The 17,125-nt window shown below is 55.7% G+C and carries 19 protein-coding genes; all 19 read left to right on the forward strand.

Translation table 11 applies throughout. The annotated features are described in order from the left end of the window. Positions 1-177: 177 nt before the first annotated feature. Entirely contained in the window at positions 178-762 is a 585-nt protein-coding gene (locus HV213_RS25315; RefSeq protein ID WP_181483785.1) for a TetR/AcrR family transcriptional regulator, read from the forward strand. A gap of 144 nt (positions 763-906) precedes the next feature. Then, entirely contained in the window at positions 907-1,707 is an 801-nt protein-coding gene (locus HV213_RS25320) for a winged helix-turn-helix domain-containing protein (RefSeq protein WP_181483786.1), read from the forward strand. Next, positions 1,704-2,222 carry a FidL-like protein gene (locus HV213_RS25325; protein ID WP_181483787.1) on the forward strand — a complete coding sequence of 173 codons (519 nt, stop codon included), beginning with the start codon at positions 1,704-1,706 and terminating at the stop codon, positions 2,220-2,222. Before HV213_RS25320 ends, HV213_RS25325 begins: the two co-directional genes overlap by 4 nt. A gap of 406 nt (positions 2,223-2,628) precedes the next feature. After that, on the forward strand, positions 2,629-2,907 hold the full coding sequence (locus HV213_RS25330) for a BMC domain-containing protein (protein ID WP_110277400.1): 279 nt from the start codon (positions 2,629-2,631) through the stop codon (positions 2,905-2,907). Between the two features lie 16 nt (positions 2,908-2,923). Further along, positions 2,924-3,208: a BMC domain-containing protein gene (locus HV213_RS25335; protein WP_112215164.1), complete on the forward strand. Its 285-nt coding sequence runs from the start codon at positions 2,924-2,926 to the stop codon at positions 3,206-3,208. A gap of 14 nt (positions 3,209-3,222) precedes the next feature. Beyond that, positions 3,223-3,501, forward strand: coding sequence for a BMC domain-containing protein (locus tag HV213_RS25340; protein ID WP_015585230.1), 279 nt, complete (start codon positions 3,223-3,225; stop codon positions 3,499-3,501). A gap of 53 nt (positions 3,502-3,554) precedes the next feature. Beyond that, positions 3,555-5,162, forward strand: a complete 1,608-nt coding sequence (locus HV213_RS25345; protein ID WP_181483788.1) for an acetaldehyde dehydrogenase (acetylating) — start codon at positions 3,555-3,557, stop codon at positions 5,160-5,162. A gap of 26 nt (positions 5,163-5,188) precedes the next feature. Beyond that, positions 5,189-5,446, forward strand: coding sequence for a EutN/CcmL family microcompartment protein (locus tag HV213_RS25350; RefSeq protein ID WP_110277403.1), 258 nt, complete (start codon positions 5,189-5,191; stop codon positions 5,444-5,446). Between the two features lie 14 nt (positions 5,447-5,460). Then, complete coding sequence (locus HV213_RS25355) at positions 5,461-6,603, forward strand: 1-propanol dehydrogenase PduQ (protein WP_181483789.1); 1,143 nt, start codon at positions 5,461-5,463, stop codon at positions 6,601-6,603. A gap of 25 nt (positions 6,604-6,628) precedes the next feature. Continuing rightward, positions 6,629-10,015, forward strand: coding sequence for a choline trimethylamine-lyase (gene cutC / locus HV213_RS25360; protein WP_181483790.1), 3,387 nt, complete (start codon positions 6,629-6,631; stop codon positions 10,013-10,015). A gap of 57 nt (positions 10,016-10,072) precedes the next feature. Further along, complete coding sequence (gene cutD / locus HV213_RS25365) at positions 10,073-11,020, forward strand: choline TMA-lyase-activating enzyme (protein ID WP_181483791.1); 948 nt, start codon at positions 10,073-10,075, stop codon at positions 11,018-11,020. 11 nt (positions 11,021-11,031) lie between these two features. Continuing rightward, complete coding sequence (locus HV213_RS25370; protein ID WP_181483792.1) at positions 11,032-11,496, forward strand: BMC domain-containing protein; 465 nt, start codon at positions 11,032-11,034, stop codon at positions 11,494-11,496. Further along, on the forward strand, positions 11,493-12,113 hold the full coding sequence (locus tag HV213_RS25375) for a phosphate propanoyltransferase (RefSeq protein ID WP_181483793.1): 621 nt from the start codon (positions 11,493-11,495) through the stop codon (positions 12,111-12,113). Before HV213_RS25370 ends, HV213_RS25375 begins: the two co-directional genes overlap by 4 nt. Positions 12,114-12,125: 12 nt before the next feature. After that, positions 12,126-12,812, forward strand: a complete 687-nt coding sequence (locus HV213_RS25380; RefSeq protein ID WP_181483794.1) for a hypothetical protein — start codon at positions 12,126-12,128, stop codon at positions 12,810-12,812. A 19-nt stretch (positions 12,813-12,831) separates the two neighbouring features. After that, positions 12,832-13,245: a DMT family transporter gene (locus tag HV213_RS25385; RefSeq protein ID WP_181483795.1), complete on the forward strand. Its 414-nt coding sequence runs from the start codon at positions 12,832-12,834 to the stop codon at positions 13,243-13,245. A gap of 17 nt (positions 13,246-13,262) precedes the next feature. Further along, complete coding sequence (locus tag HV213_RS25390) at positions 13,263-13,592, forward strand: DMT family transporter (RefSeq protein ID WP_181483796.1); 330 nt, start codon at positions 13,263-13,265, stop codon at positions 13,590-13,592. Between the two features lie 249 nt (positions 13,593-13,841). Beyond that, complete coding sequence (tnaC, locus tag HV213_RS25395) at positions 13,842-13,937, forward strand: tryptophanase leader peptide (protein ID WP_004098218.1); 96 nt, start codon at positions 13,842-13,844, stop codon at positions 13,935-13,937. Between the two features lie 122 nt (positions 13,938-14,059). Then, complete coding sequence (tnaA, locus tag HV213_RS25400; protein WP_181483797.1) at positions 14,060-15,448, forward strand: tryptophanase; 1,389 nt, start codon at positions 14,060-14,062, stop codon at positions 15,446-15,448. Positions 15,449-15,796: 348 nt separating this feature from the next. Beyond that, the gene (mtr, locus tag HV213_RS25405) at positions 15,797-17,053 is read left to right on the forward strand and encodes a tryptophan permease (protein ID WP_181483798.1); all 1,257 of its coding nucleotides are present in this window, start codon (positions 15,797-15,799) and stop codon (positions 17,051-17,053) included. Positions 17,054-17,125: the final 72 nt, after the last annotated feature.

Below are 17,125 nucleotides of genomic sequence, written 5' to 3' on the forward strand. Positions count from 1 at the left end.
ACCTGGGGAATTAAAAAACAGTAAGTAATAACTGGGTTAGCGCAGAGCAAGCGGACGAAGAATACCAGCACAATTCATAAGGTGAATTGTGAGCCTCCACGCAATAACCGAATCCAGTCCCACCGCGCCTCTTCGCATATTGATAGCGATCAACAATAATCATACCGTCTGGTCGGTATGATTCGGGCCATGAACACAGAAGCCCAACATCGAAAAAAAGATCCCGTTCGTTTGCATAAGCAACTGCTGGAATCAGCGGCCACCATTGCCGGTCGGGACGGCATCGCCGCTCTCTCGCTGAACGCCGTTGCGCGCGAGGCGGGAGTGAGTAAAGGCGGTCTACTGCACCATTTTCCCAACAAACAGGCGCTGATTTTTGCCCTATTTGCTCGTCTGCTGGCGATTATGGAAGAGGCAATCGCCGAGCTGATGGCTGCGGATAATATCTCTTATGGCCGCTTTACCCGTGCCTATCTGCGCTATCTGTCAGCCCCTGAGCTGACCGACACCCAGGAGAGCCGCCAGTTAATGGTGCTGTCGCTGGCCATGCCGGACGAACCGGTACTGCGAAAATGCTGGCGCGACTGGATGCTGGACCATCTGGCGAAAGGCGATGAACTGGACAATAGCCATACCGGCACGCTGGTGCGCTACGCGGCGGACGGCATCTGGCTATCGGAGTTAACTGAGGGGCGCACGATGAGCGCCGGGCACAGGCAGTCGCTGGTCAGCGATCTGACAAAGATGACGCTTCCTGTGTGAACATATATACACTAAATAATTCGCGTTGCAGGAGGGCGGCAAGGGAGCGAATCCCTGGGAGCATAGATAACTATGTGACCAAGGTGAGCGAGCGCAGCCAACGCACCTGCAACGTGAAGTATGACGTGATAGATTGAGGCCACGATGCGCTATAACATCCATGGCCGTCTTATTTATGATGCAACGGACGGCACACTAACCCTACCTGGAAGCGATGAGGCGGACAGCCAGCTGTCAATTACCGCCAACGCGCTGCTGTGGTTTTTCCTGCGCCATACCGACGTGGTCAGCCGCGACGAAGTGCTCAAAAAAGTCTGGGATGATAACGGGTTAACCTCATCCAATAGTAATCTCAATCAGTATCTGAGCATGCTGCGTAAAACCTTCCGCCACTACGATATCGACAACATTATTGTCACCGTGTCGCGCGGCCTGCTGCAGCTCAACCCGGATCTCACCATCGAGATGCTGGACGCTATCCCTGACCCAGCACCGCCGCTCGCTATCGATCCTGAGCCAGACCAAACCATCGTGCCGCCAGAACAAAAGCCTTTTTCCACGCGGCACGCGCGCGGTACCTGCTGGTATCTCGCCGGAGGCTGCCTGCTGACCATCGCCCTGTTGCTGGTGGTGTGTAGTTTTCTTGGCACCAGCGAGTCGCGCCCCATCATGCTAACGCAAATGAGCCACAGCCAGTGCGAGCTGCTGGCTAGCGATGAGATGCTGCGCTCCGTTGCCGGAACCGCCTATGGCAAGAATTTTGATACCGTACGCCAGCGCCTGAAGCTGGAGTGCAAGCCCGGCGAACGCTTCGTCTTCTTTTACGGCGACCGGCTGGAAACCAACGGCCTGGGCCGTGTATTCCTCGCCCACTGCGCGATGCACGAAGATAACCCGTTCAGCTACTGCGATAACTATTTTTACTATTCATGGAAGCCGCAATGAGAATCGCCCCTCTCCCCTTTTTCGCTCTCTCCAGCCTGGTGTTTATTGCCGCCACTGGGTTCTGTGCCTGGAAGCTGCTGCCCGTAGACAATGGCGGGATCATGAGCTGCTCCACGAAGGCGATAATGCGTTTTGAGAATATGGAAAAAGAGAACGTTAACGGCAATATCCATTTTAATTTTGCCGCCAACGGTAAAGGCTCGATGGTGGTTGAAGGCTACACCGATTCCGCCGCCGGCTGGCTCTATCTCCAGCGCTACGTTAAATTCAGCTACACCAGCAAGCGCATCTCCACCACCGAGCGCCACTACCGCATCAGCAAGTGGGAATCCAGCGCCTCGTCCATCGATGAGTCACCGGACGTTATCTTCGACTACTTTATGCGTGAGATGTCGGACAGCCACGATGGCCTGTTCCTCAACGCCCAGAAGCTCAATGAGAAAGCGATTCTGCTCAGTTCTATTAACTCGCCGCTCTACGTCTGCACGCTGAAGTCCGGCAGCAAACTTGATTAAGCTCACAGTCTCTTTTTTCCTGCACCGCCTCTCCCACTAAAACCGCACTTTTTGCATTTAGCCTCACCGCCAAAACACGATCTTTCCCGCACTTCACGAATGGTTAAATTACCCCTTCGCCGCAATAAATTATCAACTTATTAACATCTATTCGCGCGAAGCTAAATGGTGAAATATGCACCGATTCGCCAGCCCAATCCCTTCCTCAACATCAGCATAAATAGATAAATGCGAACCTCACCCAACCTAAATCACAGAGTAAAAAACTAAAAATAACCATCTGACGGATTTAAATTTCACTTCGCCGCCCACTCCCTATAGTGAACCCCGAACACCGCTTCCGCGTCCTGACGCCGTTACGCGGACGGTTTTCCCGAATCACAAAACCTGTTCTGGAGGAGAAAACATGGGTGATGCATTAGGGCTTATCGAAACCAAAGGTCTGGTGGCCTGTATTGCCGCAGCGGATGCCATGTGCAAATCCGCCAACGTCGAGCTGATTAGCTATGAAAACATCGGCTCCGGTCTGGTCACCGTGATGGTGAAGGGCGACGTCGGCGCGGTGAAAGCAGCAATAGATTCCGGTGTGGAATCCGCGCAGCGCATAGGGGAAGTGGTGACGTCGCTGGTGATTGCGCGTCCACATAACGACATCAACAAAATTGTCATTAAACACAGGGCTTAAGGCCAGGAGAACGCAAATGGGTGATGCATTAGGTTTGATTGAAACCAAAGGCCTGGTGGCCTGCATTGAAGCGGCAGATGCGATGTGCAAAGCCGCCAACGTTGAGCTGATTGGCTATGAAAACGTCGGTTCCGGCCTCGTCACCGCGATGGTGAAAGGCGACGTCGGCGCGGTGAAAGCGGCGGTCGATTCCGGCGTGGAATCAGCGCAGCGCATCGGCGAAGTGGTGACCTCACTGGTTATCGCCCGCCCGCATAACGACATCAACAAAATCGTCTCGCATTACAAAATGGCCGAATAACCGGAGAAAACCTGATGAAAGAAGCACTAGGGCTTATCGAAACCAAAGGTCTGGTGGCCTGTATCGAAGCGGCAGATGCGATGTGCAAAGCCGCCAACGTCGAGCTGATTGGCTATGAAAACGTCGGTTCTGGCCTCGTCACCGCGATGGTGAAAGGCGACGTCGGCGCGGTAAATGCCGCCGTGGACTCCGGCGTGGAAGCGGCGAAACGCATTGGCGAAGTCGTCACCTCTCGCGTCATCGCGCGACCGCATAACGATATCGAAAAAATCGCGTCGCAGCACAAAGCATGACCTGACAGGGCGCGCCCCGTCTCCACTCTTTTAGTCTGATGAAGGATAGACTCATGATTGAACTGGATAACGATTTGCAGTCCCGGCAAAACGCCCGGGAGCTGGTGCGCAATGCCAAAAAGGCGCAGGCGATTCTGGCCACCTTTTCGCAGCAGCAAATCGACGCCATCGTGAAGAACGTGGCCCAGGAAGCGGCGCATCATGCCGAAGCGCTGGCGAAAATGGCCGCGGAAGAGACCGGTTTTGGCAACTGGCAGGACAAAGTGCTGAAGAACCGCTTCGCCTCGCTGCGCGTTTACGACGCAATCAAAGATATGAAGACCGTCGGCATCATTCATGACGATCAAGTGCAAAAGGTGATGGACGTGGGCGTGCCGCTGGGGGTGATTTGTGCGCTTGTGCCGTCCACCAACCCGACATCCACTGTTATCTACAAAACGCTGATTGCCCTGAAAGCCGGTAACGCCATTATCTTCTCGCCGCATCCGGGCGCACGCCAGTGCAGCTGGAAAGCGATTGAGATTGTTAAACGCGCCGCCGAAGCGGCGGGCGCTCCGGCAGGCAGCGTCGACGCTATTAGTCAGCTGACCCTCGAAGCCACTTCAGAACTGATGCACAGCAAAGACGTGTCGCTGATTCTGGCCACCGGCGGTGAAGGCATGGTGCGCGCGGCTTACGCCTCTGGCACCCCAACCATCAGCGGCGGTCCGGGTAACGGCCCGGCGTTTATCGAACGCAGTGCTGATATTCACCATGCGGTGAAAGATATCATCACCAGCAAAACCTTCGATAACGGCGTGATCTGCGCCTCCGAGCAGTCAATCATCGTCGAACGCTGCATTTACGACGACGTTCACCGCGAGCTGGAAGCCCAGGGCGCGTACTTTATGAACGAAAGCGAAGCGGCGAAAATGGCGGCCCTGCTGCTACGTCCGAACGGCGCGATCAACCCGAAAACGGTTGGCAAAACCGCGCTGTATCTGAGCCAGATGGCCGGATTCTGCGTTCCGGCCAGCACCCGCGTGCTGATTGCCGAGCAGACCACGGTATCGCACTCCAACCCCTACTCGCGGGAAAAACTGTGCCCGGTCCTCGGCCTGTACGTGGAAGAAGACTGGAAAGCGGCCTGTCACCGCGTGGTGGAATTACTGACCAACGAAGGCCTCGGCCACACGCTGGTGATCCACACCCGCAACCAGGACGTTATCCGCCAGTTCTGCCTCGAAAAACCGGTTAACCGCATCCTGATTAACACCCCGGCGGCCCTCGGCGGTATCGGCGCGACCACCAATATTACTCCGGCCCTGACTCTGGGCTGCGGCGCGGTAGGCGGCGGTTCCAGCTCCGACAACGTCGGACCGATGAATCTGCTCAACATCCGCAAAGTGGGCTACGGCGTGCGCTCCATTGATGAACTGCGCGCCCCGAGCAGCCGCCCGGAACCGCAGCCCACCATCGTCAACCCAACGGATAACCCGAACCGCAGCATCTTTGATGACGATCGCTTTAACTCCCCGGCAGCAGCAGCGCCAGTGGCTCACGCTACCAGCAGCGCGGATGACCGTTTTGCTACCGCAGCGACCGCTGGCGCAGACAGCGAGATCAACGAGCAAAACGTGGAGCGCGTCATTCGCCAGGTGCTGGAACGCCTTGGCAAGTAACACATTGATATAAGGCGATAAAAACAATGATTCTCGCAAAGGTAGTTGGACATGTCGTCGCCACGCAGAAGTGCGATGAGCTACGCGGAAGCAACCTGCTGCTGATCAGCAAATTAGATGATGACCAGCAGCCGATGAAAGACCAGACCTGGGTTGCCGTTGATAGCGTCGGTGCCGGTATGCACGACATCGTGCTGGCGGAAGAGTATCTGGCGCTCAACAAAGACCGCTACAAGGCCATGTCGGTGGTTGCCATTGTCGAGAACGTGTTTCGGGACGCTTAAGGAGTCAATAGCCAATGAGTGAATTTTTGCTGAAACCGCGGATCCGCTTTGGTCAGGACGCGCTTTCCATCCTGAACGAGCTGCCCGCCCGCAACGTGCTGCTGGTTACCGACCAGGCGATGGTCAAATTTGGCCTCGCCGATCGCGTCACGCAGATCTTGCGCTCACGCGGCATCGCCTCCCAGATCTGGGGCGACGTGGTCGCCGACCCGGATATCGCCACCGTGGTGCGCGGGATGAAGCGGATGGATAACAGCTATCCGGATCTGGTTATCGCACTGGGCGGCGGTTCGGTGATTGATGCAGCCAAAGCGGTTATTTTCGCCCTGGCGCAAACCCGTCCGGACGCTCACCGCGAGCCGCCTTGCTTCGTGGCGATCCCCACCACCAGCGGCACCGGTTCGGAAGTCACCGCCTTTTCGGTAGTGAAGGCCCACGCCGAGAAGCTGGTGCTGGTGGACCCGTCGTTGCTGCCGGATATCGCTATTCTCGACCCGGCGCTGGTGGCCTCTGTGCCGCCCGCAATCACCGCCGATACCGGAATGGACGTGCTGTGCCATGCGCTGGAGGCCTATGTCTCCCGCGCCGCCAGTGACTTTTCCGATGCGCTGGCTGAAAAGGTGGTGCAGCAGGTGTTTCGCTACCTGCCGACCTGCTGGCGCAACGGTCACGATCTGCTGGCACGAGAAAAAATGCACAACGCCTCCTGCATGGCGGGCATGGCTTTCACCAACGCGTCACTCGGCATCACCCACAGCCTGGCCCACGCGCTCGGCGGTGTTTTCCGCGTACCGCATGGCCGTGCCAACGCGTTGCTGATGGCGGAAGTGGTGGCCTGGAATGCGGATTATCAAGGGCTGTGCGATACCGATGCCGCCCGCAAATACGCCCGATTAGCCCATCTGCTGGACCTGCCTGTGGCCACGACCCGCCAGGGCGTCACCAGCCTGCTGGTCGCCATTCAGGCGCTAAAAGACGAAATGACCATGCCGGTCGGCATTGGTGATACCGGTGTTGATGCGGCTGATTTTGACCGTCGTCTGGCAGAGATGGTCGGCCAGGCGCTGCGCGACAGCTGTACGCCGACGAACCCACGCGCGCCGGACGCTCACGCACTTACCGAACTCTATCGCCGGGCGTGGACCGGTAACGCCTGATAACAAGAACTGGAGAACCTTACCCATGGCACACTACAGCTTAACGCCGCGCGTCAAAGTGTTGGCAGAACGTTTACTCTCACAAAAAAGCACCCTGTGCACCGAACATGCCACCACGCTGAGCGCCCTTGATGGCGATATCGCGGGCATTCCCGCCGCCGTCAAACCCGCGCGCCGTTTCTATGAGCTGATGCGCCAATTGCCGCTGTGCATCAGCGCCGACGAACTGATCGTCGGCAACCAGACCCGTAAGCCGCACGGGGCGATTTTCCACGACGAAAGCGCCGCCCAGCGCCCTTCGGCATTCCAGTTCCTTAATCTTAGCAACGACCTGGATTCACCCGACTACAAACTGGTGGTCGAAAAAGGCGTGCTGGCGATTAAACACCAACTGGAAGAGAAAACCCGCGCGCTGGGCAGCGCGGTCAGCCGCAGCGGCATGGACGAAGTCAACGGCTGTCGTGCAGCGATTTACGCCTGCGACGCGCTGATGGCGCTGGCGCAAAACCTGGCCAATAGCGCCGAAACGCTCGCTGCCAGCGAAACCAACGCTTACCGCAAGGCGGAGTTGTTAGAGAGCGCAGCTATTCTGCACCACGTTCCGGCTCACCCGGCGCGCAGTTTCAAAGAAGCCTGCCAGGCGTTCTACCTGTTCCAACTGGCGCTCCAGTTGGACAACGGCAGCTACGCGGTCAACCCGGAAGGGGCCGACAAAGCCCTGCTGCCTTACTACCAGCACGATATCAACAGCGGTGCGCTGTCTCAGCAGCAGGCGTATGAAATCGTCGAGTCTTTGTGGTTCAAATTGGCTGAACTGAGTGAAGTCCGCGCCGCCAGCGCCATCGACGGTTATCCGATGTTTGATGCCCTACTCCACGGCGCGAGCCTTGAGAATGCGCGCATCAACGAACTCTCCGATATGTTCCTCAGCGCGCAGCACAACCTGAGCGCCCTACATCTGCCGGTGCGTCTGTTCAGCGGCGCGAAGCCCGTTTGTGCCGCGCCGTTTGCCGCCTGTAGCGAAACGCCAGCGGCAGAAGGTTTAACCCCGCGTATGCAGCGTCTGCGCAACCACTACCTGACCGTACGGCCGAGCGTTTCTATTTACCGCGCGCTGGCCTTTACCGAAGTGGTGAAAGCCAACCCAGGGATGCCAACCATTCTGCTGCGCGCCAAAGCGTTCCGTCACGCCTGCGAAACCGCGCCAATTCTGATTCAGGACGACGAGCTGATCGTCGGCCATCCATGCGGCAAGCCGCGTGCAGGCGCGTTCTCGCCGGATATCGCCTGGCGCTGGGTACGCGACGAGCTCGACACCATGAGCACCCGTCCACAGGATCCGTTTGAAATCAGCGAAGCCGACAAAAAGACCATCCGCGAAGAGATCGTGCCGTTCTGGGAAGGCCGTTCGCTGGATGAGATCTGTGAAGCACAGTACCGTGAAGCGGGCGTGTGGTCATTTAGCGGCGAAACCTTCGTCAGCGACCTCTCCTATCACCAGATCAACGGCGGCGGCGACACCTGCCCGGGCTACGACGTGCTGCTGTTCACCAAAGGGATGAACGGCATTAAAGCCGATGCCGAGGCGCATCTCGCCAGCCTTAGCATGGAAAACCCGGAAGATATCGACCGCATTTACTACTACAAAGCGGCGATTGAAACCTGTGAAGGGGTGGTGAGCTACGCGCACCGCATCGCCGCGCGCGCCCGCGAACTGGCAGCCGTAGAGCAGAACGCCCAGCGTCGCGCCGAACTGCTGACCATCGCCGAAGTGAACCAGAACGTCCCGGCTAATCCGCCGAAAACCTTGCAGGAAGCGCTGCAAAGTATCTGGACCGTGGAATCGCTGTTTGAAATTGAAGAGAACCAGACCGGCCTGTCGCTGGGTCGCGTTGACCAGTACTGCTACCCAATGTTTGAAGCCGATATTCGCGAAGGCCGCCTGACCCACGACAGCGCGCTGGAGATGATGCAGGCATTTATCATCAAATGTGCCGAACTGATGTGGATGTCCAGCGAGCTGGGCGCGAAATACTTCGCCGGATATCAGCCGTTTATCAACCTGACCGTTGGCGGCCAGAAGCGTTCCGGCGGTGATGCCTGTAACGACCTGACCTACCTGATTATGGACGCCGTGCGCTTTGTGAAAGTTTACCAGCCGTCGCTGGCCTGCCGTATTCACAACCAGTCGCCGCAGAAGTACATGGAAAAAATCGTCGATGTGGTGAAAGCGGGCATGGGTTTCCCGGCCTGTCACTTCGATGACTCGCATATCAAGATGATGCTGCGCAAAGGCTTCGATTTTGAAGACGCGCGCGACTACTGCCTGATGGGCTGCGTCGAGCCGCAAAAATCCGGCCGCATCTACCAGTGGACTTCTACCGGTTATACCCAGTGGCCGATTGCCATCGAGTTCGTCTTAAACCGTGGTCGCATGGTGTTGTTTGATAGCTATCAGGGGCTGGATACCGGCGACCTGCGTGACCTGCACACTTTCGAAGAGTTCGATGCGGCAGTGAAAAAGCAGATTGCCCATATTGTTCGCCTGTCAGCTATCGGTACGGTTATCAGCCAACGCGTACACCGCGACGTGGCACCGAAGCCGCTGATGTCGCTGCTGGTGGAAGGCTGTATGGAGCAAGGTAAAGACGTCGCCGCCGGTGGCGCGATGGTCAACCACGGGCCGGGGCTGATCTTCTCCGGGCTAGCAACTTATGTCGACTCCCTCGCCGCGATCCGCAAGCTGGTGTATGAAGATAAAAAATACACCCTTGAGCAGATGCGCGATGCGATGCTGGCCAACTTCGAAGGCTTTGAAGGCCTGCGCCGCGACTGCCTGAACGCGCCGAAATACGGTAACGATGATAACTACGTTGACCAGTACGCACTGGATATCACCGAGTGGACCGAGCGCGAGTGCCGCAAGTACCAGATGCTCTACTCGACCCTGAGCCACGGCACCCTGTCTATTTCCAACAACACGCCAATCGGTGAGCTGACCAACGCCACGCCGAACGGGCGTCTGGCGTGGATGCCGCTTTCTGACGGCATCAGCCCAACCCAGGGCGCAGATAAACAAGGCCCGACCGCCATCATCAAGTCGGTAAGCAAGATGAACGTGGAGACCATGAACATCGGCATGGTACACAACTTCAAGTTCCTCAAAGGCTTGCTGGATACCCCGGAAGGACGCCACGGCCTGATTACGCTGCTGCGCACCGCGTCGATTCTTGGCAACGGCCAGATGCAGTTCAGCTATGTCGATAATGAAGTGCTGAAAAAAGCGCAGCAGGAGCCGGAAAAATACCGCGACCTGATCGTCCGCGTGGCGGGCTATAGCGCCTACTTCGTCGAACTGTGCAAAGAAGTTCAGGACGAAATCATCAGCCGTACGGTGATTGAGAAGTTCTGATAAAAAACACGGACGTATTTGGACAAGGATGTCCCGATCGTATTTCTGGAGGTAAATGTGAGCGCAAAACAAGAATTAACCGGGCGAATTTTCAATATTCAGAAATATTCGATTTATGACGGTGATGGAATTCGCACGCTGGTTTTTTTTAAAGGCTGCAATATACGCTGCCCGTGGTGCGCCAACCCGGAAGGGCTGAATAGCCAGTTTCAGGTGATGTTTTCGCAGGATAAATGCATTAACTGCGGCGATTGCGTCAACGTCTGCCCGGTGGGTATTCATTATCGGGCGGAAGAAAATGGCGAAATGAAGCACTTCGTCAACCGCAATAAAGATTGCATCGGCTGTCGCAAGTGCGAAGAAATTTGCACCCAGAGCGCGCTGGATATTATGGGCAAAGATGTCACCGTCAGCGAGCTGATGGAAATCATCATGCAGGATTATGATTTTTATATCGCTTCCGGCGGTGGCGTCACCATCGGCGGCGGCGAGATGAGCCTGCAAACCGATTTTGCCGTCGCGCTATTTAGCGAATGCAAAAAGATGATGCTCAATACCGCTGTTGAAACCCAGGGTACAACCCCGCTGGCTAATTATCAAAAGCTGGCGCCGGTAACCGATACCTTCCTGTTCGATATTAAGCAAATTAATAGCGAGCACCATAAAGCCTTATTTGGCATTGGCAACGAAGGGATTCGCCGCAATCTGGAATGGCTGGTTGATTCGGGCGCTAACGTGATTGTGCGGATGCCGCTGGTGCGCGGTTATAACGACTCATGGGAGGCCATTACCGGGGCCATTGATTATGTGCAGAAACTGGCGAAGCGCGGCAATATTCGCCGCATCGACATGCTGCCGTACCACCAACTAGGGCGTAAGAAATATGAGCGACTGGAGATGCCCTACCCCATTACCCAGGACCCGACTTATTCCGCCGAAGAGTTGAACCGGCTGGAAACGTTCTTCACGCAGTTTGATTTTGACATTCGCTTAGTTCGTCACTAAAGGAGCCGATAATGAAAAGTTTAGGCGTCATTGAAACGCGAGGGTTAGTCGCCGCCATACAAGCCGTGGACGCCGCCTGTAAAAGCGCAGGCGTGACCTGCATCGGCTACCGCAAAGTCGGTTCGGGGCTGGTGAGCGTCTGCTTTGAAGGGGAAATCAGCGCGATTCACACCGCCATCGAGCGCGGCATGGTTGTCGCCACTGCTATCGATCCGCAGGCCCGCTCTCTGGTGATCGCTCGCCCTGAGCGCTGCGTGGTCGAAGCCCTGAGCAGTTTAAAAGGCCACCCGCCGCGCGCTGAGGCCAAAGTCGACGCACCGGTTGAAATTAAAGATGAAGTCGGAGCTGAAGCCGACGAGCCGCTCCCGGCGGAAAAAAAGGACGCGGAAGAACCCGTCGCCCCGCCCACAGCGCAGCCCGCACCGGTCCCGTCGGAAGATAAAAACCCGGCGATGAGGAAAGGGAAGAAGGCATGATCGATACTCTGCTACATGAAAAAATCGCCGCCCGCCTGAGCCATGTTTCTCCGGCTATCCCGGTCGGCATCTCTAACCGCCACGTGCATCTGGCGCAGCAGGACGTCGAAGCTCTGTTCGGTAAGGGTTATGCCCTGACGCCGTTTAAGCCGCTGCGCCAACCGGGGCAGTTCGCCGCCCAGGAGTGCGTCACCGTGGTTGGTCCGAAAGGCTCACTGACTAACGTTCGCGTGCTCGGCCCGACGCGCCCGGTTTCGCAGCTGGAAATCTCCCGTGCCGACTGCTTTACCCTCGGCGTCAAGGCGCCGGTTCGCGAATCGGGTCAACTAGAGAACGCGGGCAGCGCATTGCTGATAGGCCCGGCAGGCCACGTCGAACTGCACTCTCAGGTGATCTGCGCCTGGCGGCATATTCATATGTCACCGCAGGACGCCCGCCAGTTGAATGTCGCTAACGGTCAAAAGGTCAGCGTGCGCAGCGACGGCGAGCGCCAGCTGACTTTCGATGAAGTGGTAGTGCGGGTGCGCGAAGACTTTGCGCTGGAGTTTCATATTGATACCGAAGAGGCCAACGCCGCCGGATTGAAAAACGGCGCGCAGGTCACGCTCATCGGTTAACGGAGGCCCGCCATGACTGACCAACAGATTGAATGCCTGGTTGAACGCATACTCCAACGCCTGAAACCGCCGGTACTGGTAATGGTGGCCGCCGCAACGGGATATCGGCATGCCATTAGTCAGCGGCTGGCGAGCTGCGGCGAAAGTCTGCATCTGGCGCTGGATAGCGGGATTGAAGACGGTGAGCAGTGGCAGGCTCTGGGTAAAACGCTGCCTGCGGCCGACTGGCAAGATACGCTGCCTTCGGTCCCGTACAAAGCGCTGCTGCTGCCGTTTCTCGATTATCCGCTGGCAGCAGATCTGGTGAATGGCTCCCTGCACAGCCCGCTTGCCCGGCGCGTGCATGATGCCCTGCTAAGCGGCCTGCCGGTGCTGGCGCTGCGCTACCATTGCGACCCCGCCAGCGAACTGAACCAGCTACTGGGCGCGCAGCCGAACTCTGCTTACGCCGGGCATATGCAGGCCACGCTTGCCCGCCTGGCGGACTGCGGCGTCACGCTGTGTACCATGAATGAGCTGCTGGAAAGACTGGCGTCAGGTAGCGAAGCAGCGCCGGTACTGACGAGTACCATGCGGCGTTATCTCACTGTCACAGACGTGGTGAATAATCCAGCGCTGGCTTCAACACCGCAAGCACAGCTGACCGATGCCGCGATCGATTTTTTAAAAAACAGAAAAAAAGAACCTTACCTTAAATAGTAAACCCGGAGTTTAACTTATGTCTTCAAAAACAAAGTGTTGGCTATGGATGTTGTTGGTTATTGTTTCCGAAACCTCAGCCACGTCCACCCTCAAAATGTTCGGTAGCAGTGAAGGTACCACCAAAATGCTGCTGCTCGGACTGCTGATTGTTCTCTATTGCACTTGCTACTACTCGCTATCACGGGCGGTAAAAGATATCCCTGTTGGCCTGGCCTACGCCACCTGGTCCGGCACCGGCATTCTGGTCGTTTCCACCCTGGGTATGGCTTTCTACGGTCAGCATCCGGACACCGCCGCCATTATCGGCATGGCAATCATCGCCAGCGGCATCGTGATCATGAACCTGTTTTCCAAAATGGGCAGCGAAGAGAGCGCGGAAGCGCCTGCTGAGCCGGTCGCTTCATCTATGGACAAAAAAGTCGCCAACTAACAGGAAAGGAAAAGCATATGTTTAATCTCGGATTTTTATGGCTGGCGCTGTCTATCGGCTCCGAAATCACCGGTACGTCAATGATCAAAAAGACCAATGGCTTTAGCAAGTTGGCCCCGTCGGTGCTGGTGATTTGCGCCTACGGTCTGTGCTATTTCGCCCTCACCCGCGCGATGAGCACCATTCCGGTGGGCGTTGCCTACTCGTTGTGGTGCGGCTTTGGCATCGTCGGCGTCACGATTTGCTCGATGATCCTGTATAAGCAAAAACCGGATATCCCGGCAATTATCGCGATGGTGCTGATTATTTCCGGCGGCATCATTATGAACGTCTTCTCCAGCATGTAAGCCCTCCCCGCGCCTTCATCTATTCCGGTGAAGGCGCAAAAAACCTCACAAAATAAGCCGTTATTAGCATAATAAAGAAACAAAAAACCATAGCCTGCTAATCAGATAAACAATACCGCTAAAAACACGACGAGGTTCAAAGTTTAAGACTACGCTTATCCATAAATAATATTTTGTGATTTTAATCGTGGTTATTTTCTCACTTTTCTTTATTTTTACTGCATCCCTTCACACACAGAGGACGATGTAATGACGCAAAAATCGATTTATCGCCTCATTGCCCAGGGTGGCCTGGACGACTGGTATAATTTGGATCATCGTATCTCCAACGACTTCCCGCGTTAATTCTCCGCTGCTGCCTGCTTCCTAAAATTTTATATCAACACTGCGTTTAGTCGCTATTTGTTGCGCCTGTCATTTGTCGCCGAATAGCCAAACGCGGCACAGCATTCCCATGGAGAAAATAAATGAAACGTATTCCTGAGCCATTCCGTATTAAAATGGTCGAAAACATTCGCATGACCACCTTTGATGATCGCGTCAAAGCCCTGGAAGAAGCGGGATATAACCCGTTTTTACTCAATAGCCAGGATGTTTATATCGATCTGCTGACCGACTCCGGTACCGGAGCAATGAGCGACCATCAGTGGGCTGGCCTGATGATGGGCGACGAGGCTTATGCCGGGTCGCGCAACTATCAGCACCTGTGCGAAAAGGTCAAAGAGATCATTGGCTATCCGTATACCATTCCGACCCACCAGGGGCGCGGCGCGGAGCAGATTCTGTTCCCAAGCCTGATTGCCCGCCGAAAGTCGGCGCATCCGGTATTTATTTCTAACTTCCACTTCGACACCACCGCCGCCCACGTTGAACTCAACGGCGCAAAAGCGATTAACGTGGTGACGCCAAAAGCCTTCGATACCACCTCGTGGTACGACTGGAAAGGTAATTTCGATATTGATTTGCTGAAGGCGACCATTGCCGAACACGGCGCGGAAAACGTCGCGGCGATTATTACTACCGTTACTTGTAATAGCTCAGGCGGACAGCCGGTATCTCTGGCCAATATGCGCGAGGTGTATCAAATTGCCCGCCAGAATAATATTCCGGTAGTGATCGACTCCGCCCGCTTCTGCGAAAACGCCTGGTTTATTAAACAGCGCGAAGAGGGCTACGCGGATAAATCGGTGAAAGAGATTATTCTCGAGATGTACCAATACGGCGATATGCTGACGATGTCCGCTAAGAAAGACCCGATGGTCAATATTGGCGGGCTGTGCTGCTTCCGCGATGATGAAGACTTATTTAACGAAGTGCGCATCCGCTGCGTGCCGATGGAAGGCTTCGTCACCTACGGCGGCCTGGCGGGGCGCGATATGGAAGCACTGGCTATCGGTCTGGAAGAGGGGACCAACGAGGATTATCTCGCGTACCGCATCAATCAGGTGGAGTACCTCGGCGAACGCCTGCGCGAAGGCGGCATTCCGATTCAGTATCCGACCGGCGGCCATGCCGTATTCGTCGATGCCAAACTGCTGTTGCCGCATATCCCGGCAGAGCAGTTCCCGGCGCACGCGTTGAATAACGAGCTGTACCTGGAAGCGGGTATTCGCAGCGTGGAAATCGGCTCCCTGCTGTTGGGCCGCGACCCGGAAACCGGTAAGCAGAAGGCGTCGCCGATGGAGCTGCTGCGCCTGACCATTCCTCGCCGCGTTTATACCAACGATCATATGGACTATATCGCTGATGCGCTGATTGCCGTTAAGTCCCGCGCCGCAACGATTAAGGGTCTGACCTTTACCTATGAACCGCCGGTACTGCGCCACTTCGTCGCCAGACTGAAACCGGTGAAATAACTCAAGCCCTCGGCGCTCTCGCAACGGGAGCGCCTTAAACTTCAAATAACGACTAATTAGCTCAATCACTCGGGTTGCGCTTGGGTAGCCGTTTGCCCGCAGCCCGTTACTTAGAGCCTATCCCAGTAGGCGTAATTGGCGCCGACAGTTTGAACACGGCCAGCGCGCAAGAACCGGAGCGTACACGTAGTACGTGAGGATGATTCGCTACGCTCACCCTTCGGGTCACCCTAAAGGGCGTTCAAAACTCTGCGAGTTTTGTCTGAGCACTGCCCAGGTTCAAAATGGCAAGCAAAATAGCCCTAATGGGATAGGCTCTTAATAGATAGCCACGTGAGGAATAACCTTATGGCTACATTATCAGTCTCAAAAGCGGTCTCAAAAAATACACCGTCGCTGATTGGCGGGGCGATGATCATCGGCGGTACCATTATTGGCGCAGGTATGTTCTCTTTACCGGTCGTCATGTCTGGATCCTGGTTTTTCTGGTCGCTGCTGGCGCTTATATTTACCTGGTTTTGTATGCTGCACTCCGGATTAATGATTCTGGAAGCAAACCTGAATTATCATATTGGTGCCAGCTTCGATACTATTACTAAAGATTTACTGGGTAACGGCTGGAATATTATTAATGGTCTCACCGTCGCCTTCGTATTATATATTTTGACCTACGCCTATATCTCCGCCAGCGGTTCGGTTATCCAACATACTTTTGCACAAATGAATCTCGCGGTACCGGCGCGCTTAGGCGGCCTGGCGTTCGCACTGGTGGTCGCCTTTATTGTCTGGCTGAGCACCAAAGCGGTAAGCCGGATGACCACTATCGTGCTGGGTGCCAAAATCCTCACCTTCTTTATGACCTTCGGCGGGCTGATGTGGCACGTCGAGCCCGCTATTTTATTTAACCGCATGGAAGCTAATGCGTCGTATCTGCCCTACGTGCTGATGACGCTGCCGTTCTGCCTGGCCTCATTTGGCTATCACGGTAACGTCCCCAGCCTGATGAAGTATTACGGTAAAGATCCGCTAATCATTCGTCGCTGCCTGCTGCTTGGTACGCTGATGGCGCTGGTGCTGTATATCATCTGGCTGGTCGGCACCATGGGCAATATTCCGCGCCCGGCGTTTATCGATATCGCCAACAAAGGCGGCAATATTGACGTGCTGGTGCAGACCCTAAGCGGCCTGCTGAACAGCTCCACGCTGGATTTACTGCTGACCGTATTCTCTAATTTCGCCGTCGCCAGTTCGTTTCTGGGCGTGACTCTCGGCCTGTTCGATTACCTGGCGGATCTGTTTAAGTTCGACGACAGCCCTCAGGGGCGTTTTAAAACCGCACTGGTCACCTTTGTGCCGCCGATTGTCGGTGGGCTGCTGTGGCCAAACGGGTTTATTTACGCCATCGGCTTCGCCGGCCTCGCCGCCACCGTGTGGGCTGCTATCGTTCCCGCTCTTCTGGCACGTGCCTCACGAAAACGGTTTGGTAGCCCGAACTATCGGGTATGGGGCGGCAATGCCATGATTATCCTGATTTTATGCTTCGGAGGCGCCAACGCGATAATTCATATCTTATCCAGTTTTAACCTGCTGCCGGTTTATCGCTAAATAAAAAACCGCTTTTACTGCCGCCGCTTTTCGTGGCAGGATAAAAAGATGAACAGAGACGTTGTCGTAACT

It is taken from the genome of Klebsiella sp. RHBSTW-00484 (assembly GCF_013705725.1).
Classification (GTDB): Bacteria; Pseudomonadota; Gammaproteobacteria; order Enterobacterales; family Enterobacteriaceae; genus Klebsiella.

Coding starts and splice junctions, on each gene's coding strand:
- HV213_RS25315 (WP_181483785.1), top strand. CDS start 178: ATGATTCGGGCCATGAACACAGAAGCCCAACATCGAAAAAAAGATCCC.
- HV213_RS25320 (WP_181483786.1), top strand. CDS start 907: ATGCGCTATAACATCCATGGCCGTCTTATTTATGATGCAACGGACGGC.
- HV213_RS25325 (WP_181483787.1), top strand. CDS start 1,704: ATGAGAATCGCCCCTCTCCCCTTTTTCGCTCTCTCCAGCCTGGTGTTT.
- HV213_RS25330 (WP_110277400.1), top strand. CDS start 2,629: ATGGGTGATGCATTAGGGCTTATCGAAACCAAAGGTCTGGTGGCCTGT.
- HV213_RS25335 (WP_112215164.1), top strand. CDS start 2,924: ATGGGTGATGCATTAGGTTTGATTGAAACCAAAGGCCTGGTGGCCTGC.
- HV213_RS25340 (WP_015585230.1), top strand. CDS start 3,223: ATGAAAGAAGCACTAGGGCTTATCGAAACCAAAGGTCTGGTGGCCTGT.
- HV213_RS25345 (WP_181483788.1), top strand. CDS start 3,555: ATGATTGAACTGGATAACGATTTGCAGTCCCGGCAAAACGCCCGGGAG.
- HV213_RS25350 (WP_110277403.1), top strand. CDS start 5,189: ATGATTCTCGCAAAGGTAGTTGGACATGTCGTCGCCACGCAGAAGTGC.
- HV213_RS25355 (WP_181483789.1), top strand. CDS start 5,461: ATGAGTGAATTTTTGCTGAAACCGCGGATCCGCTTTGGTCAGGACGCG.
- cutC (WP_181483790.1), top strand. CDS start 6,629: ATGGCACACTACAGCTTAACGCCGCGCGTCAAAGTGTTGGCAGAACGT.
- HV213_RS25370 (WP_181483792.1), top strand. CDS start 11,032: ATGAAAAGTTTAGGCGTCATTGAAACGCGAGGGTTAGTCGCCGCCATA.
- HV213_RS25375 (WP_181483793.1), top strand. CDS start 11,493: ATGATCGATACTCTGCTACATGAAAAAATCGCCGCCCGCCTGAGCCAT.
- HV213_RS25380 (WP_181483794.1), top strand. CDS start 12,126: ATGACTGACCAACAGATTGAATGCCTGGTTGAACGCATACTCCAACGC.
- HV213_RS25385 (WP_181483795.1), top strand. CDS start 12,832: ATGTCTTCAAAAACAAAGTGTTGGCTATGGATGTTGTTGGTTATTGTT.
- HV213_RS25390 (WP_181483796.1), top strand. CDS start 13,263: ATGTTTAATCTCGGATTTTTATGGCTGGCGCTGTCTATCGGCTCCGAA.
- tnaC (WP_004098218.1), top strand. CDS start 13,842: ATGACGCAAAAATCGATTTATCGCCTCATTGCCCAGGGTGGCCTGGAC.
- tnaA (WP_181483797.1), top strand. CDS start 14,060: ATGAAACGTATTCCTGAGCCATTCCGTATTAAAATGGTCGAAAACATT.
- mtr (WP_181483798.1), top strand. CDS start 15,797: ATGGCTACATTATCAGTCTCAAAAGCGGTCTCAAAAAATACACCGTCG.